Raw genomic sequence first — 19,063 nt, forward strand, 5'->3', positions numbered from 1 at the left:
CGCGTTGACGTGCCGGCCGGGGCGGTTTCCGGCACGGGCGCGACCATCGCCGCCGAGGTAAAAGACGACTCCCTGGCCGCCCAGGCCGGTATGACCCTCATCAGCAAAGTCGTCGACGTGACCCTGAACAACGGTACCCTGAACGGGCAGCTAACCATCACCCTCTACTACGATAAAAGCAAGCTCGCCGCCGATCAGCAGCCTGTGGCCTGCTATTACGACGCCAGCCAGGGGCAGTGGGTGCGCCTTGAAGGTAGCGTGGACGAAAACGCCGGCACGGTGGCGGTCACTGTAGACCACCTCACCACTTTTGCCGTCTTCGCCGCGGCTAAGGAAGTAACGCCGCCGGTGACCTTCAAGGATATGCAGGGCCACTGGGCCGCCGAGACGGTCAGCCGCCTCGCGAGCATGGACATCATTTCCGGTTATCCCGACGGCACCTTTAAGCCCGACAACCAGATCACCCGGGCGGAAGCCACCGCCATCCTGGCGCGGGCGCTGAAGCTGGCTCCGGGCAGCGAACAGGACTTGAAGTTTAAAGACAACGCCGCCATCCCCGAATGGGCCCGGGGTGTCGTCGCCGCGGCGGCAAGGGAAGGGCTGATTAAAGGTTATCCGCAGCCTGACGGCAGCGTCACCTTCGTGCCCGGCCGCTCCATCTCCCGGGCGGAACTGGCCGCCATAGTGGTCCGCATCCTGGCCATGAAGTCGGGCGCCCCGGCGCCGGCCGAGCTGAAGTTCGCCGACACGGCCAGCATCCCTGACTGGGCGCGCCAGAGCGTGGCCCAGGCCGTGGCCAGCGGCATCGTCGCCGGCTATCCCGACAACACCTTCCAGGCCGAGCGGCCCGTCACCCGGGCGGAAGCCGCGGCCATGATCCTGCGCCTCTTGGATAAGATTGGAACCCAGGGAGGCCAGTAAAGGTAACAATAAGCAAACCGAAGATCGCCGTTATAAAGAAAGGCAAAGGGCGGGGCATTAAATGCCCCGCCTTTTGACTGGTTTCAGGGCGACGGGCGGTACCACCGGTCCTTTCACATGCGGGACGACGAGACCGCGGAGCTGCTGTGCGACGACCTGGAGATCCACTTCCTGGAGCTGGAGAAGATAAAGGCGATCAAACGCAGGCCGAAGAACGCCCTGGAGGCGTGGATGATGTACCTGAATGACGCCGCCCCAAATTGAACTGCGGGGGAATTCCCAAAGGACCGGTTAACGGTAAAGGAGGAGCTGGTCCTTTTGCGTTTTTAGGGTCTGTAATGCCAGACAAATTTTAGCAATAACCGTCAACCAAAAGGATTTTTGCCGGTTGTGTCGAAAACAACCCATAGAGTTGTTTTTTTTCTTTTGTCCTGGAGGTGATGGTTTGAGTTTAATCCAGTTTTTCAATGTGACCAAGCAGTATCCCCCGAATATCACCGCCCTTGATGATGTCAGCGTGAAAATAGATAAAGGCGAGTTTGTCTTTCTGGTAGGACCCAGCGGGGCCGGGAAAACGACCTTTATCCGGCTGCTATTTCGGGAGGAGGTGCCCAACAGGGGGCAGATCATCATCGGCGGGCGGAGCATCAGCCGCCTGAAAAGGAAAGAGGTCCCCCTTTTAAGGTGCAATATCGGCATAGTCTTTCAGGATTTTCGTCTCCTGCCTGACCGGACGGTGTTTGAAAACGTAGCCTTCGCCCTCAGGGTGGTAGAAGCCCACCCGCGGGAGATTAAGCCCCGGGTGGAAATGGCCCTGGCCCAGGTAGGTTTGAGCAACAGGGCGCGGATGTTTCCCCACCAGCTTTCCGGCGGGGAACAGCAGCGGGCGGCCATAGCCCGGGCGATTGTCAATAATCCCCGCATTCTGGTCGCCGATGAGCCCACCGGCAACCTGGACCCGGTGACTTCCGGGGAGATAATGAAACTCCTGGAGGAGATCAACCGCCTGGGGACGACCGTCATCATGGCCACCCACGCCTGGGACATCGTCAACAGCATGCGGAAGCGGGTTATCGCTCTCCAGCACGGCCGGCTGGTGCGGGACGACCGGGAGGGGGCCTACGGTTATGAAGCTTAGGACGGCCGGCTACTTTTTTCGCCAGGCGGCCCTTTCACTGTGGCGTAATATCTGGATGAGCCTGGCGGCCGCGGCCAGCGTGGCCATCTCCATGTTTCTCCTGGGGGCTTTCCTGCTCCTGGTTTTTAACGTCAATCACATCGCCGCCAATCTCCAGTCCAACGTCGAGATCGCCGCTTTTCTCCAGGTTGACGTCCCCCGCCAGGTGAGCCTGCACATCCAGGACCAGGTACGCGCCCTGCCCGGGGTGACCGAGGTCACCCTGGTGCCCAAGGAAGAGGGGTTGAAGCAGTTGAGCCAGCAGTTCGGCAGTGAACAGGACCTGCTGGCGGCGACCGGCGGCGTAAACCCTCTCCCGGATTACCTGCGGGTGCGGGTGGCTGATCCCCAGACCATCCAAAGTGTAGCCGGGGCCATTAAGGCCATACCAGGCGTGGAAAAGGTAAACTACGGCCAGGAGGTGGTGGAACGCCTCTTTGCCGTGGTACGCTGGCTGCGGTGGCTGGGCGTCGGCATTATCGTGATGCTGGGCCTGGGGGCCCTTTCCCTGATCGTCCTCACCATTCGCCTGGCAGTCTACTCGCGCCGGCGGGAGATCAATATCATGAAGTACGTCGGGGCCACCGACTGGTTTATCCGCTGGCCTTTCTTCCTGGAGGGCCTCTGGCTGGGGTTGCTCGGCTCGGGGGTAGCCGCCGTGGCGGTTTACCTGGGCTACCGTGTGGTTTTGAATATGGTGGGCCCGGCGGCAGTTTTCGTGCCCCTCATCCGTGATCAGGGGTTGCTGCTGCGGAGCACCCTGGGTCTAGTTGCCGGCGGCTCCCTGGTAGGAGCCCTGGGAAGCCTCTTCTCTATCAGGCGTTTCCTGAAGGTATAAGGAAGCTTAAAAGGAGGTGAGAACGCTTGCGTCGCAAAGCCACAGCGCTGCTCCTGATGGCTGCCCTTGCCCTGGGCACCGTGCCGGCCCACGGCGCCAGTGTAGATGACCTGCAGCGACAGCAGCAGCAACTGCAGCAGAACATCCAGGAACAGCAGAAACTCCTGCAGCAGAAAAACGACGAAGGAGAGGCCCTGCTGCAGCAACTACAGCAGATCGAGGAGGATATCCGGCAGAAACAGGCCCAGATAGCCAGCCTGGACCAGCAGCTGGCAGCGGCCCAGGGACGGGTCCAGCAGGTCGCTGCCGAACTGCAGAAGGCTGAAGCCGCCCAGGAGACGCGAATGAGCATTCTCAGGTCCAGGCTCAAGGACATCTACCAGGTGGGGCGGGTAAACTACCTGGAGGTGCTCTTGCAGTCCACCAGCCTGGAGGATTTCCTGGTGCGCCTGGAACTCCTGACCAAGATAGCCCGGGGCGACATCAACCTGATCGACGAGATCAAGGCGGAAAAGGCGAAGATCGCCGCCCAGAAGGCCGAGCTGGAGGCCGAGCGGGATCACATCGCCCAGCTCCGGCGCCAGGCAGACAACGAGAGGGTGCAGCTCGCTTCCCGGCAGGAGAACCAGCGCCAGCTCCTGGCCCAGGTGGAGCAGGAGAAAAAACGGGTGGCCGCGGCCCTGGACGAGATGGAAGCCACGGCCCGGCAGATAGCCGCCAAGATCCGGGCCGAGCAGGCTAAAAGCAACCGCAAGCTTTCGCCCAGTGGGACGAAGGGCATGCTCTGGCCGCTGCCGGGGTACACCCAGATCTCCTCACCCTTCGGGTGGCGCATCCATCCCCTTCTGAAAACCAACCGCTTCCACGACGGCGTCGACCTGCCGGCACCTGCGGGAACAGAGATAATTGCTCCTCTGGATGGGCAGGTTATTTCCACCGGCTATCTGGGGGGATACGGCAACCATATCGTCATCGACCACGGCGGCGGGCTTTCCACCATGTACGCTCACCTGTCGGCCATCCTGGTCCAGAATGGCCAGGAGGTTAAAAAGGGCCAGGTGATCGGCCGCGTGGGATCTACGGGTTGGAGTACGGGCCCGCACCTGCACTTCATGGTCCTGCTTCAGGGCGAGCCAACTAATCCCATGAATTATTACTAATAACCGGACCCGCTACATATAATTGGGTAGGGTCGGGAGAATGCTATATACTAGGCGGTGGTTGGTTTGCCGAGGATCTGGCGTCAGATCGGCCGCGGGCTTCTAGCCCTCTGCGTGTTGGTGACCCTGGCCGTGGGAGTGGGGGTGGCTACCCACTTCCGGGAAGTGGAGCAGGGTGTTAAGACCTACGCCCTGCTGCGCTTCCAGGCCTTGCAGCCTATCAGCACTGATAAACTCATGGAAGGGGCCATCAGGGGTATGGTTGAAGCCCTTGATGACCCTTATTCTACTTACCTGGACGCTGAAACCTACCGCAAATTGCAGGAGAGCGTCACCGGCAGTTACGGCGGGGTCGGCCTGCTGATTACCCTGGATGAAAAGGACAAGCGGGTGGTGGTCGTTTCTCCCTTTAAAGGAACGCCGGCCCAGCGGGCCGGGATTAAAAGCGGGGATTATATCACGGCCATCGACGGCCGCGATACCACCGGCATGGACCTGGAGACGGCCTCGAACCTTATGCAGGGCGAGCCGGGTACCAGGGTGGAGCTGACCATCCTGTCTGCGGGCGACAGCAACCCCAGGAAAGTCGCCCTCACCCGGGAGATTATCAAGGTACCGACGGTGGACGGCAGGATGCTCCCCGGGCATCCGGGGGTCGGATATATCAGCGTGACCATGTTTAATGAACAGACAGGAGCCGACCTGGGGCGGGAGTTAAACGACCTGCGCCAGCAGGGTATGCAGAAGTTAATTCTGGATCTGCGCAACAACCCCGGCGGCGCCCTCCCGGCGGCGGTGGATGTGGCCAGTTACTTTGTACCCCAGGGGCCGGTAGTCTATATCGCCGACCAGAAAACCAGCGAGCCCCTCATGGCCCGGGGGTATGCTCAACCCCTTCCCCTGGTTGTCCTGGTGAATAAAGGCAGCGCCAGCGCGGCGGAGATTGTGGCCGGGGCCATCAAGGATACGAAGAGCGGCACCCTGGTAGGCGAGACGACCTTCGGCAAGGGCATCGTCCAGACCATCTTTCCCTTGCCCGGCGATGCGGCGGTGAAGATCACCACCCAAAAATACCTGACTCCGGGCAAGCACGATATAAACAAAAAGGGGATCACCCCCGACTATGTCGTTCCCATGGACCCCCAGCTGGAGCAGCAGGTCCTGGCCCACGCCCCGGATCTGGAGCGGGACGTCCAGTTGCAGAAGGCCCTGGAGGTGCTGGGGAAATAGCGAGCCCGGGAGGGCAGGCAGGTAGTACAGGCCCCCGGGGACAGGAGGACCCTGTCCCCGGGGGCCTGAAATTAATTTCGGCCAGCAGGAGGGGAAATTATGCGCCATATTCTCTTTGTCATCGATATGCAAAATGATTTTGTGGCTGAAGGGGGAGCCTTAAGTTTTCCAGCGGCGCGGGAGATAATACCTTTTGTAAGCAGTAAAGTAAAACAAGCCCTGTCTCGGGGAATGGAAGTGCTTCTCACCCTGGACACTCATATTCCCGGTGACGCTGAATTTCAAAAATTCCCGCCCCATTGTTTAGAAGGAACCCCGGGGCAGGCCCTAATCCCCGAGTTGCAGGCGATAATTGCCCCTTATGAGGGAACAGGGCAGATAAAATTTTGCAAAAAGAACCGCTACAGCGCTTTCTACAATACGGATTTAGATGCCTGGCTGGGGCTGACTCCGGGCAGCCCTGGGGAAAGGGTGAGCCAGGTAGAAATGGTGGGCGTGTGCACCAACATTTGCTGTTTTTTTACAGCTGAAGAGCTGGCCAACCGCGACATTCCCGTCCGCATCCTGGCGCAAGGCATGGCCTCTTTTGACCCCGGAGCCCATCGCTGGGCCCTGGACCAGATACGGCGGGTTTTGGGGCTCCAGGTGGCCGAATAAGACCATGCCGGGGTTAGCCGGTTAAGGGCCCGGCCTGCACACGAAAATGAAGCGCCCTTGGCCTATAGATATCGATGCAGTTGTCGCCACCCTGGCGGAGGCCGGCCTGACCAGGCCGGTGGTCAGGCTACAGCCCTCACCACATATGTTTTTAATCGCCCGCTAAACAATGATATAATAAAATAAAACCATAGAGCGATAATGTTTTACGAAAGGAGTACTATCACCATGGAAATAAAGCGTTTAACAGCAGCCATAACCCAGGAAGGTAAATGGTATGTCGCTCGCTGTTTAGAGGTAGAAGTTACTTCGCAGGGACACTCTATTGAAGAGGCTATATCTAATCTTAAAGAGGCTTTGGAGCTGTATTTTGAGGATGAAGAGCACCCGAGGATAAATGCCAGCCCGATTATTGCTCCTGTAGAGGTAAATATGGCCATATGAGTATATTTCTAGTTATTTCAGGCCAAGAAGTCGTTCGTGCTTTGCAGAAAGGCGGTTTTGTCAAGGTAAGCCAAAAGGGTAGTCATGTAAAACTAAGGAAATCGGAAGAAAATATTAGAACAGTGATAGTACCATTACATGAGGAACTTGCTCCCGGTACTTTAAAATCGATTTTAAGGCAAAGTGGGTTGACGGTAAAAGAACTGAAGAACTTATTGAATTGTTAGTGTAAGGGGGAGCGCCATGCCGCCCTTTATTTTAAAATCCGACTACCAGCCCCGGGGCGACCAGCCCCGGGCCATAGCCGCCCTGGTGGAGGGGCTAAAAAAAGGTTACCGGCACCAGACCTTACTCGGAGCCACCGGTACCGGCAAGACCTATACCATGGCCCAGGTCATTCAGGCCGTACAGCGGCCGACCCTGGTCCTGGCTCCCAACAAGACCCTGGCGGCCCAGCTCTGCGGCGAATTTAAGGAGTTTTTCCCCGACAACGCCGTGGAGTACTTCGTAAGCTACTACGACTACTACCAACCGGAGGCCTATGTGCCCCAGACAGATACCTATATCGAAAAGGACAGCTCCATCAACGACGAGATCGACAAGCTGCGCCACTCGGCCACTGCCGCCCTTTTTGAACGGCGGGATGTGATCATCGTGGCCAGCGTCTCCTGTATCTACGGCCTGGGCTCGCCGGAGGACTACAGCACCCTGATGCTCTCCCTGCGGGAGGGCCAGGAGTATGACCGGGACGCCATTTTACGCAAACTGGTGGACATCCAGTACAGCCGCAATGACTACGACTTCAAGCGGGGCACCTTCCGCGTCCGCGGCGACGTTATCGAGATCTTCCCGGCCTCCTTTACAGAGAAGGCTATCCGAGTGGAGATGTTCGGTGACGAGATCGAGCGCCTCCTGGAGATCGACACCCTCACCGGCGAGATCCTCGGCCGGCGCAGCCATGTAGCCGTCTTCCCGGCCAGCCATTATGTGGTGGAAGAGGCCAAGATGGAAAGGGCCCTGGAGAGCATCCAGGCCGAACTGGAGGAGCGCTTGCGCGAGCTGCGGGCCCAGGGCAAACTCCTGGAGGCCCAGCGCCTGGAGCAGCGGACCAATTTCGACCTGGAGATGATGCGGGAGGTCGGCTTCTGCAAGGGAATCGAGAATTACTCCCGTCACCTGACGGGCCGGGCGCCAGGGGAGCCCCCCTACACCCTGCTGGATTATTTTCCCGATGACTTCCTTATGATGATCGATGAGTCCCATATCACCGTGCCCCAGATAGGGGGCATGTACGAGGGCGACCGTTCCCGGAAAGAGACCCTGGTGGAATACGGTTTTCGCCTGCCTTCGGCCCTGGACAATCGGCCCCTGACCTTTGAGGAGTTCTGCCGGCATATCAACCAGGTAATTTACGTCTCGGCCACGCCGGGCCCCTATGAGCTGGAGCACTCCCAGCAGGTGGTGGAGCAGATCATCCGGCCCACCGGGCTGGTGGACCCGGAGGTCCTGGTGCGGCCGGTAAAGGGTCAGATTGACGACCTCCTGGCGGAAATCCAGAAGCGGGTGGCTAAAAACCAGCGCGTCCTGGTGACCACCCTGACCAAGCGCATGGCGGAGGACCTGACGGACTACCTGCGGGAAGCCGGCCTCAAGGTGCGCTATATGCACTCCGACATCGGCGCCATCGAGAGGATGGAGATCATCCGCGACCTGCGGCTGGGAGTCTTTGATGTCCTGGTAGGTATTAACCTGTTGCGCGAGGGCCTGGACCTGCCGGAGGTCTCCCTGGTGGCCATCCTGGACGCCGATAAAGAGGGCTTCCTGCGCTCGGAGCGCTCCCTCATCCAGACTATCGGCCGGGCGGCCCGCAACGCCGAGGGCCAGGTTATCATGTATGCCGATACCATCACCGACTCCATGCGGCGGGCTATAGATGAGACCAACCGCCGCCGTCAGATCCAGATGGAGTACAACCGCCGGCACGGCATCACCCCCCGTACCGTCAGCAAGCCGGTACGGGAGGTCATCGAGGCCACCCGGGCGGCCGAGGAGCCGGCCCGATACGAGACCGCGGGCGAAGGCGCCAGGAAGAAGACCAAATTGAGCAAACGGGAACTGAAGGCCCTTATCAGTCAGCTGGAGAAAGAGATGCGGGCGGCGGCCAAAAGGCTGGAATTTGAAAGGGCCGCCGAGCTGCGGGACGCCATCCTGGAGCTTCGGCTACAAGCAGGGTAATGGGAGCAGGTTACCGGAAGCCGAACAAAAAACGCTGGTACTTGCGGTTTTAAACTTCATTAGACATAGGCGTCCAGAAGAATTACTTCCGGTAGTTCTGCTGCCGATGTATCAATTTTTGACCAGGCAAGATCATTGCCGATAATTGCCCCACACCCGGTGTGTTTTGCCGTGGCGATAATAAGGGCGTCAGGAAGGCGCAAGTTTGTTCTGGCCCGGATGGCTGCAGCCATTTGGCCAATCTGGCGCGAAATAGGGATTACCTTGAGGCCTGGAAAATCGTTCAGGAATAATTTTACCATAGTCAACGCTTCTTTATTATCTTTCTTTAGAGGCCCGACCAGGAGTTCTGTCTCAGTAATTACAGAAAGGACGGCTTCTAGATTTTGTTGTTCAAAAAGGCCGAATAGAGGATTTAAGATAGCGTCGTATGGGCTAATACCCTGTAAAAAATAGATGACGGAATTTGTATCGAGGAGTAAGCGCTGGAAACCGGCAATTTTGTTTAAGAAGGCGTCTTTTCCCATGTTTCGCGTTCCTTCCTGACATAGACGTCTATCTCTTCTTTGGTTTGGCCGTAAACACCCTTTAGTGATCCGGCCAGCAATTCAGTGTAACTTTTAGTTTTGGGCCAAATGATAAGCTTATCGCCATGTACTTCCAGAAATAATTTTTGGCCCGGCTGGATACCAAGCTTTTTATAAATGGCGGCGGGTATGGTTATTTGGCGCTTACTGGAAACCTTTATGATAGCTTGATCCATTTCATTTCCTCCAAATCTTTTTCTTACTTACTATTATAAGATCAGTAAGTGGTTTTGACAACGACGTACACGAAAAAGAAGATTTTCTAATTATGACTGTCAGGTAGCGAACAAAGACTTTTAAATAATTACGGGTGATTAGTGTTGCAATTTATCGCGGACCTTCACATCCATTCCCGCTATTCCAGGGCTACCAGCAAAGATGCCACCCCGGAGAATCTTTACCGCTGGGCCCTTTATAAAGGCGTTACCCTGGTGGGCAGCGGCGATTTTACCCATCCGGCCTGGCGGGAGGAACTGAAAAATAAGCTTGAACCGGCGGAAGACGGCCTCTACCGCCTCAAGGAAGAGTTCAGCAGGCCGGTAGATGAGGAGCCGGGACCGGGTCCGGCCGGGCCCGGGAAGGGTGCGAGGTGGCCAGCGGACATGGGAACCTCTGCCGGTTGGTTTTCAAGCATCCCCAGCGAGGCCTCCGGCCGTCCCGCGGTCCGCTTTATAATCTCGGGAGAAATCAGCACCATATACAAAAAAAACGGGCGGGTGCGGAAAATCCACCACCTCATCCTCCTGCCCGATCTTGAGGCGGCGGAAGCCCTCAGCCGCCGCCTGGAGGAGATCGGCAACCTCCACTCCGACGGCCGGCCGATCCTGGGACTGGACAGCCGCCAGCTCCTGGAGATGACCCTGGAGGCCTGCCCGGAAGCCGTCTTCATCCCGGCCCATATCTGGACCCCCCATTTCTCCCTCTTCGGCGCCAAGTCGGGTTTTGACAGCCTGGAAGAGTGCTTCGGGGACCTGGCCGGGTATATCTACGCCGTGGAAACGGGGCTCTCCTCCGACCCGCCCATGAACTGGCGCCTGGCCGCCCTGGACCGGTTGACCCTGGTTTCCAACTCCGACGCCCATTCACCCCGTAATCTCGCCCGGGAGGCCAACCTTTTCAATACCGAGCTTTCCTACCCGTCCATCCGCCGGGCCCTCAGGGACCGGGACGGAAAGGAATTCCTGGGGACCCTGGAGTTTTTCCCCGAAGAGGGCAAGTATCATTATGACGGTCACCGGAACTGCCGGGTTCGCTGGCGGCCGGCTCAGACCCGGGAGGCCGGCGGCGTTTGCCCCGTCTGCGGTAAAAGGGTTACCGTCGGCGTCCTGCACCGGGTGGAGGAACTGGCCGACCGTGGCGAGGGTTTCCGGCCCGCCACCGCCCGCCCCTTTGAAAGCCTGGTCCCCCTGCCGGAGGTGATCGCCGCCGCCCTGGGCTCGGGGGTGGCTACCAAAAGGGTCACCCGGCTTTATTTTGACCTGATCGGCCGCCTGGGGCCGGAGCTGGCGGTTCTACGGGAGGCCCCCCTGGAGGCCATCGCCCGGGTGGGCGGGTCCCTGGTGGCCGAGGCCGTCCGGCGAATGCGGACCGGTGAGGTTGATGTCCAGCCGGGGTTTGACGGCGAGTACGGCAAGATTTTATTACTCCGGCCGGAGGAGCGGCAGCTCTTCTCCGGGGAGCCCAGCCTGTTTGCCGGGGAAGCCGTAACCGGCCCGGTGGCGGCAATTGAGGAGAAACACCCGGAAATTGGCGCTACAGGCCCGGCGGGCGCGACTCTAGAGGAGGCTGGCGCAGGCCAGGGGGGAATCTTTGCCCCGCAGGTACCGGCGGGACGGAGGACCCGGCACCCGGAGACTGCCGCGAGCGCTGTTATTCGCCCGGCCCCGGTGCCTGCCGGGTCCGGGGGTCCCGGATTAACCGGCGCCCTCAACCCGGAGCAGCAGTCAGCCGTGACGGCGGCGACAGGTCCGGTGGTGGTCATAGCCGGCCCGGGTACGGGCAAAACCCGCACCCTGGTTTACCGGCTGGCTTACCTGATAAAGGAGCGGGGCGTCGCCCCGGGGGAGATCGCAGCCGTCACCTTCACCAACAAGGCCGCGGCTGAGATTCGCCAGCGGGTGGCGGACCTGCTGGGGGACAGGGACGGTATGGAGTCCCTGACTGTGGGGACCTTTCACAGCATCTGCCTGGACCTCCTTCAATCTTCCCTCACCGGGTCACCGGGAGCGGATCTTCAAGGAAAACCAGTGGGCACGACGGATACTCCGGCTTCCCCGCGGCTGACGGTCGTTGATGAAGCCGATGCCCGGGAGATCCTGGCCGGGGTTCTGGCCGAGAAAGGAACCGGGCGCCGGGGGTTGCCCGGCCTACAACGGCGCATCTCCCTTTTGAAGAGCCGCGGCCTCCTGCCCGATTCTCCGGAAGTGCCGGCCGACCTCCGGCCAATCTACCGGGCTTACCAGGAGCAGCTGGCGGCCTACGGTGTCCTCGACTACGACGATATCCTCCTGAAGGCCCTGGAACTTCCGGCCTTAAGGCCGGAAGGTGCTCCCGCATTCCAGGGGCCCGTTCCCTTCACCCATCTCCTGGTGGACGAGTTTCAGGATGTCAACGCCGTCCAGTACCGGCTGGTGAAGAAATGGACCGGGGACGGGAAGAACCTTTTCGTTATCGGTGATCCCGATCAGGCCATCTACGGCTTTCGCGGGGCCGATTATCGCTTTTTCGGACAACTGTTGGAGGACTTCCCCGCTGCCCGGGTCTTCCGGTTGACCAGGAATTATCGCTCGACGCCGGTTATTCTCCGGGCAGCCGCCGCCGTGGTAGCCCATAACCCGGGCGGCGATCTCAGGGCGGCTGCCGGGGGTGAGCTGGCAGCTACCACCGCCAGTACCACCAGCCCGGCAGCCGGCCCGGGTATATCAGGTGGGGGCGGGCTGGTGGCCACCCGCCCGGAGGGAGGACCCATCCTCCACCTGGAAGCCCCGGGGGAAACGGCTGCGGGTATTGCCATCGTCCGGGAGATCGGGCGCCTGGTCGGCGGAGCCACCATGTTGCAGGCCCACGGGCAGGACGGCGGCACCTGGCGGGAAGGCCCGGAAACCGGAAGCGATGGGGCCTATGGCTTCAGCGATATCGCCGTCCTCTGTCGTACCGGGCACCAGCTAAAGGCCCTGGAGGAATGCTTTTTAAAAGAGGGACTGCCCTACCGCATCGTAGGCCGGGAGAGTTTCCTGGAGGAACGCCCGGTGCGGGAGGCCCTGGCCTTCTGCCGCTGCCTGGTGAACCCGGAGGACGATTTTCACCTCCTTAAATACCTCGGTTCCGGATCTGCCGGAGTCGGCGAGGAGGTTGCTATACAGGTCAGGGAAATGGCCCTTAAGAGGGGAGTCCCGGCCTGGCTGGTTATCAGGGAACTGGCGGGCGAACTGCAAAACTTTATAAACTCCCTGGAGGCTTACCGCGCTGCCCTGGACAAGCAATCCCCGGCGGAACTCCTGGCCCGCTGGGCCGGGGAACATGGCCTGCTGGATGAGCCCTCTATCAGCCGGTTGTTGCGGGTGGCGGAGCGTTTCCCGGATTTATCTGCTTTCCTGCGCGGGGTAGTTCTGGTCGGGGAGGCCGACCACGAACGGCCGGGGAACAATGGCGCTTCTCCGGAAGTGGTAACCCTTATGACCCTTCACGCCGCCAAGGGGCTGGAGTTCCCGGCGGTCTTTATCGCCGGGGTAGAAGACGGGCTGCTGCCCCTGAAAGAGGGGCCGGGGGTAACCTTAAGCCCTGAGGAAATGGCTGAGGAACGACGCCTCTTCTATGTGGGCATGACCCGGGCGCGGGAGCTGCTGGTCCTGGTTTCGTCCCGTAGGAGGGAGCTAAGGGGCACGGTGGTACCGGCGGAGCCTTCTCCCTTCCTGGGGGAGATACCTGCAGACTGCCTGGTAAGGGAGACGTGGGATGCCAGGGGTAAGAAGAAAAACGGGAAAGATGAGGAGAAGTATCAGCAACTGAGCCTGTTTTAAAGTCCTGGTTGGCATAACAGGCGAAGACCTCGCCCCTACCCGAACTAGGTGGAGGGGGAGAGCGCTGCCGGCGGCGGTATGTTTCCCCGGGCATTTATGGTATAATACTGCCGGGAATTATAGCCTTAAGCAGAAAACAGGAGGTGCAATATGGCCAGGGATAAAATCGTCATCAAGGGAGCACGGGCCCACAACCTGAAAAATATCGATGTTACCATTCCCCGGGACCAGCTGGTGGTCATTACCGGCCTGTCCGGCTCGGGCAAGTCGTCCCTGGCCTTTGACACCATTTATGCCGAGGGCCAGCGGCGTTACGTCGAGTCCCTTTCCTCCTACGCCCGGCAATTCCTGGGGCAGATGGATAAACCCGATGTCGACGTTATCGAGGGGTTGTCCCCGGCCATCTCCATTGACCAGAAGACGGCCAGCCATAACCCCCGCTCCACCGTGGGGACGGTGACGGAGATCTATGACTACCTGCGCCTCCTCTTTGCCCATATCGGCCGCGCCCATTGTCCCCGTTGCGGCCGGCCCATCACTCCCCAGACGATCTCCCAGATGGTGGATCGCCTGCTGACCTATCCGGAGGGTACCCGTCTCCAGGTCATGGCCCCCATTGTTCGGGGCCGCAAGGGGGAGTATCGTAACGTTCTGGAAGAGATTCGCCGGCAGGGTTACGTCCGTGTCCGGGTGGACGGGGAGATTCGGGAAACCAGTGACAATATCAGCCTGGCCAAGAATAAAAAGCATACCATCGAGGTAATCGTAGATCGCCTCCAGGTGCGGCCCGGCGTAGCCAGCCGCCTGGCGGAATCCCTGGAAACGGCGCTGAAACTGGCCGACGGCGTTGTCCTGATTGATATCGTCGGCCAGGAGGAACTCCTTTTAAGTGAAAAATTTGCCTGCGTGGAGTGTGGCGTCAGCCTGCCGGAGGTGACGCCCCGCCTTTTTTCTTTTAATAACCCCTACGGGGCCTGTCCGGCCTGCACCGGTCTGGGCGTAACCATGAAGGTAGACCCGGGCCTGGTCATCCTGGATAAAAGCCTTACCCTGCGGGAAGGGGCCATCGCGCCCTGGAGCCGCGGTAATAACGGTTACCAGCAGATGCTGGAATGCCTGGCGGACCACTACGGTTTCAGCCTGGATGTGCCGGTGCGGGAACTCAAGCCGGAGCACCTCCAGGTAATCCTCTACGGCTCCGGGGAGGAGCGTATTAAATTTCGTTATACCAACCGTTTCGGCGACCGGCGGGCCTATGAGGCTCCCTTCGAGGGGGTTATTCCCAACCTGGAACGCCGTTACCAGGAAACCCAGTCGGAATGGTCACGGGCGGAAATTGAGAATTATATGAGCCAGCAGCCCTGCCCGGCCTGCCGGGGAGCGCGCCTGAAACCCGAGGCCCTGGCCGTCAAAGTGGGGGGCCTCAATATCTGCGAACTCGCGGCCCTGGATGTCCGGGCGGCAGCTGAATTTTTAAGGAACCTCAACCTGAGCGAGCGCGAGAAGGTCATCTCCCGCCAGATTTTAAAGGAGATCCTGGCCCGGCTGCAGTTTTTGCTGGACGTGGGCCTGGATTACCTGACCCTGGATCGGACGGCGTCTACCCTGTCCGGGGGCGAGGCCCAGCGTATCCGCCTGGCCACCCAGATTGGCTCCCAGTTGATGGGCGTCCTGTATATCCTGGACGAGCCCAGCATCGGCCTGCACCAGCGGGATAACGAGCGTCTCATCGCCACCCTGAAGCACCTGCGGGACCTGGGTAATACGGTCATCGTCGTCGAGCATGATGAGGATACCATGCGTGCCGCCGATTATATCATCGACATCGGCCCCGGAGCGGGGGAACAGGGCGGCCGGGTGGTGGCCGCCGGGACGGTCCCGGAGGTTATGGCCAACCCCAACTCCCTGACGGGCCAGTACCTGAGCGGCAGGCGGCGTATCCCGGTACCGGCAGAGCGGCGCCGGCCGGGGGACAAATGGCTGACCATTAAAGGAGCCAGGGAACACAACCTGAAGGGTATCGATGTTAGCTTTCCCCTGGGGCTCTTTATCGGCGTCACCGGGGTTTCCGGTTCCGGTAAGAGCACCCTGGTAAACGAGATCCTCTACCGCGCCCTGGCCCAGCGCTTGAACGGCGCCCGTACCAATCCCGGTGCTTTTGCGGGCCTTACCGGCACCGAATACCTGGACAAGGTAATCGAGGTCGACCAGTCACCCATCGGCCGGACGCCACGCTCCAACCCGGCCACCTATACCGGCGTTTTTGACGATATCCGCGCCCTTTTCGCCGCCACCCCCGAGGCCCGGGCCCGGGGCTACAAGCCGGGGCGCTTCAGCTTCAACGTCAAGGGCGGCCGCTGCGAGGCCTGCGGCGGCGACGGCATTATCAAGATCGAGATGCACTTCCTGCCCGATGTGTATGTGCCCTGCGAGGTCTGCCAGGGCAAACGCTATAACCGGGAGACCCTGGCCGTAAAATATAAGGGCAAGTCAATCGCCGATGTCCTGGCCATGACCGTGGACGAAGCGGCGGAGTTTTTCGCCCCCATTCCCCGGCTGCACCGGCGCCTGACGACCCTCCAGGACGTGGGTTTGGGCTATATCACCCTCGGCCAGCCGGCTACCACCCTGTCTGGGGGCGAGGCCCAGCGGGTGAAGCTGGCCACGGAGCTGGCCCGGCGCAGTACGGGCCGGACCATGTATATCCTGGACGAGCCCACCACGGGTTTGCATATGGCCGACATCGAGCGGCTGCTGAACGTCCTGCAGCGTCTGGTGGACGCCGGGAATACAGTGGTGGTCATCGAGCATAATCTGGATGTAATTAAATCGGTAGATTATATCATCGATCTGGGGCCCGAAGGCGGTGAGGGCGGCGGCCGGGTGGTGGCCACCGGCACGCCGGAAGAGGTCTGCCGGGTAGCAGCCTCCTATACCGGCCGCTTCCTGGCTCCTGTACTGGAGCGGGACCGGGGCCTGCCGGCCCTGGAACCCCGGACGGCAGGCCTGCCGGAGGAAGAACCCCGCGGCCGCCGGGAGCTACCCCTGGTAGTTGGGCAGGAGTAGGGGAAGGGATACCATGGACCTGGAGGAGAAACTGGCGCGCCTGCCGGACCACCCCGGCGTATATATAATGCACGATGCCAACGGGGCAATAATCTATGTCGGCAAGGCGGCTTCCCTGAGGAATCGGGTGCGTTCCTACTTCCGCGGCCAGCACCAGCCGCGGACGCAAGCCATGGTCAGCCACGTTGCCGACTTTGAGTATATCTTGACGGACAACGAAGTCGAGGCCCTGATCCTGGAGTGCAACCTGATCAAACAACACCGGCCGCGGTATAACGTCAGCCTGAAGGACGACAAGAGTTACCCCTATATCAAGATAACCACCCAGGAGGATTTTCCCCGGATCCAGATTACGCGTTCCGTGACCCGTGACGGTTCCCGTTACTTCGGACCTTATACCAGCGCCGGTTCCCTGAAAGAAACCCTGAAGCTCCTGCGCGGCCTTTTTCCCATCCGGACCTGCAGGGATACCCCCCTGCAACCCCGCAGCCGTCCCTGCCTCAACGCCCATATCGGCCGCTGCCTGGCCCCCTGTGCCGGCCAGGTCGACCGGGAGACCTACCGGGAGGCGGTCGATAATGTCATTATGTTCCTGGAAGGCAGGCATACGGCCCTGGTTAAGGAGCTGAAGGAGCAAATGGAAGCCGCCGCCGCGAGACTGGAGTTTGAAAAGGCGGCCAGGCTCCGGGACCAGCTCCGGGCGGTACAGGAGGTCTGTGAAAAGCAGAAACTGGCCGCCGCCAGCGGGGAAGACGCCGACGCCATCGCCTTCGCCCGGGAAGGGGAGGCTGCCCTGGGGCTCATCTTTTTTAGCCGGGGCGGCAAGGTAATCGGCCGGGATCACTTCTTCCTAACAGGGAGCGAAGGGTTATCCCGGGGGGAGGTTATGGCGGCCCTGCTAAAAGAGTATTATAGCCGGGGAGTAGAGATACCGCCGGAGATCCTCCTCCACGACGAACCGGAGGATGCCGCCACCATCGCCAGCTGGTTGAGCCGGCTCCGTGGCGGCAGGGTTAACCTGCGGGTGCCCAAAAGGGGTACGAAATTAAAACTCCTCCGGCTGGTTCACGAGAACGCCGTAAGCCTCCTCCAGGAGCACCTGCTGACCCGCCGGCGCCAGGAGGAGGGCAGCAGGGCGGCCCTCCTGGAACTCCAGGAAATCCTGGAGTTACCGCGCTTGCCGCGGCGGATGGAGGCCTACGATATCTCTAACTTCCAGGGGAGCTCCCAGGTGGGAGCTATGGCCGTCTTTGTTGACGGCCGGCCGCTGCCTTCGGCGTACCGCCGGTTTCAGATTAAGACTGTCCGGGGGCCCAACGACTTCGCTTCCCTGCAGGAGGTTTTGAGCCGTCGTTTCCGGCGGGCTGCCGAACAGGACCCCCATTTTGCCGATTTGCCGGATTTCGTCCTGATTGACGGCGGCCTGGGCCAGCTCCACGCCGCCCGGGAGACCATGGAAGCCATGGGGGTAGGGTATATTCCCACCTTTGGCCTGGCCAAGGAGGAGGAACTGTTATTCCGGGTGGGCACCTCCGAGCCCATCCGCCTGCCCCGTGAGAGCAAGGCCCTGCAAATCCTGCAACACCTCCGGGATGAGGTGCACCGCTTTGCCATCACCTATCACCGGCAAAAGCGGGAAAAGACAGCCTATCGCTCGGTCCTGGACGACATTCCCGGCGTAGGCCCCAAGCGTAAGAAGGCATTATTACGTCATTTTGGTTCCGTAGCAGCCATCAGCAAAGCGACGCTGGAAGATTTACTGGCCGTAGAGGGGATGAACCGGACCGTGGCGGCCCGCATCCTGGCCGGCCTGGGGAGGAGAAGTGATGGGGAAGATTCGACTGGTAGCCCTTGACCTGGACGGGACTCTTCTGACCGACGATATCGTCATCGAGCCCCGGGCCAGGGAGGCCATCAGGAAGGTTAAGGAGAAAGGTATAACCGTGACCCTGGCAACCGGGCGCATGTTTAGTTCGGCCCGGCCCTATGCCGTTGAATTGGGGTTGGAATTGCCCCTGATCGTTTATCACGGCGCCCAGGTACGCCATTCTACGACAGGGGAAATACTCTTTGAACGTACCCTCCCGGTACCCCTGGCCCTGCGCTTGATTAAAAACATCAAGGAATTCGGTTACCCCTATAATGTTTATCTGGACGACCGGCTTTATGTAGAGAGCATCCAGGCGGAGAACGAAGAGTATGCCTGGCGGGCCGGGGTGGACCTCCACCGGGTAGAAGATATGCTTACCTTCCTGGAGCAACAGCCGAAGGGACCTTTGAAAATTGTCGCCCTCCACGACGGGCCCGCCCTGGATCCCCTGGAAGCAGCCATCCGCCGGGAGGCAGGGGCAGGAATCTATATTACCAGGTCGATGCCCACCTACCTGGAACTCCTGAATCCCGAAGTCAACAAGGCCCGGGGACTCCAGGCCCTGGCTGAGCTGGAGGGGATCAGCCCGGAGGAAATTATGGTCTGCGGCGATAGTTACAATGATGTCCAGATGTTCCGCTACGCCGGCCTGGCGGTGGCCATGGCCAACGCACCGGAGAAAGTCCGGGCGGAGGCCGACTATGTCACCGGCAGCAATAATGACGGCGGCGTCGCCCAGGCCCTGGAAAAGTTCGTCCTGGGGGACGGAGCCTAGTAATCACAACCCCTCATGGGGGCCGACGCCATTCCCGGCTAAAAATGAAAATTTAGGTAGCGACTTTTTTGGTAGAAACCTATT

At 60.2% G+C, this 19,063-nt stretch carries 16 protein-coding genes and 1 pseudogene; 15 read left to right on the top strand and 2 right to left on the bottom strand.

Annotation, left to right across the window (positions count from 1 at the left end; genetic code table 11):
• The first annotated feature begins 9 nt into the window (after positions 1-9).
• The 11 genes and pseudogenes from MOTHE_RS13400 (at position 10) to uvrB (ending at position 8,662) form a co-directional block, all read left to right on the top strand.
• Positions 10-921 carry an S-layer homology domain-containing protein gene (locus tag MOTHE_RS13400; RefSeq protein WP_053094572.1) on the top strand — a complete coding sequence of 304 codons (912 nt, stop codon included), beginning with the start codon at positions 10-12 and terminating at the stop codon, positions 919-921.
• A 102-nt stretch (positions 922-1,023) separates the two neighbouring features.
• Positions 1,024-1,185 (top strand): annotated as a pseudogene (locus tag MOTHE_RS12630) (PD-(D/E)XK nuclease family transposase); the annotation flags it as partial.
• 181 nt (positions 1,186-1,366) lie between these two features.
• Positions 1,367-2,059: a cell division ATP-binding protein FtsE gene (gene ftsE / locus MOTHE_RS01280; protein ID WP_053094573.1), complete on the top strand. Its 693-nt coding sequence runs from the start codon at positions 1,367-1,369 to the stop codon at positions 2,057-2,059.
• Positions 2,049-2,936 (top strand): permease-like cell division protein FtsX, encoded by an 888-nt coding sequence (gene ftsX, locus MOTHE_RS01285; protein ID WP_011391789.1) that lies wholly within the window; start codon positions 2,049-2,051, stop codon positions 2,934-2,936. The genes ftsE and ftsX overlap by 11 nt, the downstream gene beginning before the upstream one ends.
• 26 nt (positions 2,937-2,962) lie before the next feature.
• Positions 2,963-4,096: a murein hydrolase activator EnvC family protein gene (locus tag MOTHE_RS01290; protein ID WP_011391790.1), complete on the top strand. Its 1,134-nt coding sequence runs from the start codon at positions 2,963-2,965 to the stop codon at positions 4,094-4,096.
• 57 nt (positions 4,097-4,153) lie between these two features.
• Positions 4,154-5,326, top strand: a complete 1,173-nt coding sequence (locus MOTHE_RS01295) for a S41 family peptidase (RefSeq protein ID WP_162490013.1) — start codon at positions 4,154-4,156, stop codon at positions 5,324-5,326.
• Between the two features lie 99 nt (positions 5,327-5,425).
• Complete coding sequence (locus tag MOTHE_RS01300; RefSeq protein WP_011391792.1) at positions 5,426-5,983, top strand: cysteine hydrolase family protein; 558 nt, start codon at positions 5,426-5,428, stop codon at positions 5,981-5,983.
• 46 nt (positions 5,984-6,029) lie between these two features.
• Positions 6,030-6,149 carry an RtcB family protein gene (locus tag MOTHE_RS13975; protein ID WP_139560384.1) on the top strand — a complete coding sequence of 40 codons (120 nt, stop codon included), beginning with the start codon at positions 6,030-6,032 and terminating at the stop codon, positions 6,147-6,149.
• Between the two features lie 62 nt (positions 6,150-6,211).
• Positions 6,212-6,427: a type II toxin-antitoxin system HicB family antitoxin gene (locus MOTHE_RS01305; RefSeq protein WP_011391793.1), complete on the top strand. Its 216-nt coding sequence runs from the start codon at positions 6,212-6,214 to the stop codon at positions 6,425-6,427.
• Entirely contained in the window at positions 6,424-6,654 is a 231-nt protein-coding gene (locus MOTHE_RS14170) for a type II toxin-antitoxin system HicA family toxin (protein ID WP_011391794.1), read from the top strand. The genes MOTHE_RS01305 and MOTHE_RS14170 overlap by 4 nt, the downstream gene beginning before the upstream one ends.
• Before the next feature lie 16 nt (positions 6,655-6,670).
• On the top strand, positions 6,671-8,662 hold the full coding sequence (gene uvrB, locus MOTHE_RS01315) for an excinuclease ABC subunit UvrB (protein ID WP_011391795.1): 1,992 nt from the start codon (positions 6,671-6,673) through the stop codon (positions 8,660-8,662).
• A gap of 59 nt (positions 8,663-8,721) precedes the next feature.
• On the opposite strand, the gene MOTHE_RS01320 is transcribed toward uvrB, so the two are convergent.
• Positions 8,722-9,189 carry a type II toxin-antitoxin system VapC family toxin gene (locus tag MOTHE_RS01320; RefSeq protein ID WP_011391796.1) on the bottom strand — a complete coding sequence of 156 codons (468 nt, stop codon included), beginning with the start codon at positions 9,187-9,189 and terminating at the stop codon, positions 8,722-8,724.
• Positions 9,168-9,425, bottom strand: a complete 258-nt coding sequence (locus MOTHE_RS01325; RefSeq protein ID WP_011391797.1) for an AbrB/MazE/SpoVT family DNA-binding domain-containing protein — start codon at positions 9,423-9,425, stop codon at positions 9,168-9,170. The genes MOTHE_RS01320 and MOTHE_RS01325 overlap by 22 nt, the downstream gene beginning before the upstream one ends.
• 144 nt (positions 9,426-9,569) lie before the next feature.
• Between MOTHE_RS01325 and MOTHE_RS01330 the strand changes: the two genes are divergently transcribed.
• The 4 genes from MOTHE_RS01330 (at position 9,570) to MOTHE_RS01345 (ending at position 18,979) form a co-directional block, all read left to right on the top strand.
• Positions 9,570-13,268 carry a UvrD-helicase domain-containing protein gene (locus MOTHE_RS01330; RefSeq protein WP_053094574.1) on the top strand — a complete coding sequence of 1,233 codons (3,699 nt, stop codon included), beginning with the start codon at positions 9,570-9,572 and terminating at the stop codon, positions 13,266-13,268.
• A 150-nt stretch (positions 13,269-13,418) separates the two neighbouring features.
• The gene (gene uvrA / locus MOTHE_RS01335; protein ID WP_053094575.1) at positions 13,419-16,334 is read left to right on the top strand and encodes an excinuclease ABC subunit UvrA; all 2,916 of its coding nucleotides are present in this window, start codon (positions 13,419-13,421) and stop codon (positions 16,332-16,334) included.
• Between the two features lie 13 nt (positions 16,335-16,347).
• Positions 16,348-18,189, top strand: a complete 1,842-nt coding sequence (gene uvrC, locus MOTHE_RS01340; RefSeq protein ID WP_011391800.1) for an excinuclease ABC subunit UvrC — start codon at positions 16,348-16,350, stop codon at positions 18,187-18,189.
• On the top strand, positions 18,161-18,979 hold the full coding sequence (locus tag MOTHE_RS01345; RefSeq protein ID WP_011391801.1) for a Cof-type HAD-IIB family hydrolase: 819 nt from the start codon (positions 18,161-18,163) through the stop codon (positions 18,977-18,979). The genes uvrC and MOTHE_RS01345 overlap by 29 nt, the downstream gene beginning before the upstream one ends.
• Positions 18,980-19,063 lie beyond the last annotated feature (84 nt).

It is taken from the genome of Moorella thermoacetica, from assembly GCF_001267405.1.
Lineage (GTDB): Bacteria > Bacillota > DSM-521 > Neomoorellales > Neomoorellaceae > Neomoorella > Neomoorella thermoacetica.

Excerpts from the sequence above, each read along its gene's own strand:
- MOTHE_RS01325 (WP_011391797.1), bottom strand. The coding sequence starts at position 9,425 with ATGGATCAAGCTATCATAAAGGTTTCCAGTAAGCGCCAAATAACCATA.
- MOTHE_RS01305 (WP_011391793.1), top strand. The coding sequence starts at position 6,212 with ATGGAAATAAAGCGTTTAACAGCAGCCATAACCCAGGAAGGTAAATGG.
- MOTHE_RS01345 (WP_011391801.1), top strand. The coding sequence starts at position 18,161 with ATGGGGAAGATTCGACTGGTAGCCCTTGACCTGGACGGGACTCTTCTG.
- ftsX (WP_011391789.1), top strand. The coding sequence starts at position 2,049 with ATGAAGCTTAGGACGGCCGGCTACTTTTTTCGCCAGGCGGCCCTTTCA.
- uvrA (WP_053094575.1), top strand. The coding sequence starts at position 13,419 with ATGGCCAGGGATAAAATCGTCATCAAGGGAGCACGGGCCCACAACCTG.
- MOTHE_RS01300 (WP_011391792.1), top strand. The coding sequence starts at position 5,426 with ATGCGCCATATTCTCTTTGTCATCGATATGCAAAATGATTTTGTGGCT.
- uvrC (WP_011391800.1), top strand. The coding sequence starts at position 16,348 with ATGGACCTGGAGGAGAAACTGGCGCGCCTGCCGGACCACCCCGGCGTA.
- MOTHE_RS14170 (WP_011391794.1), top strand. The coding sequence starts at position 6,424 with ATGAGTATATTTCTAGTTATTTCAGGCCAAGAAGTCGTTCGTGCTTTG.
- uvrB (WP_011391795.1), top strand. The coding sequence starts at position 6,671 with ATGCCGCCCTTTATTTTAAAATCCGACTACCAGCCCCGGGGCGACCAG.
- MOTHE_RS13975 (WP_139560384.1), top strand. The coding sequence starts at position 6,030 with ATGAAGCGCCCTTGGCCTATAGATATCGATGCAGTTGTCGCCACCCTG.
- MOTHE_RS01320 (WP_011391796.1), bottom strand. The coding sequence starts at position 9,189 with ATGGGAAAAGACGCCTTCTTAAACAAAATTGCCGGTTTCCAGCGCTTA.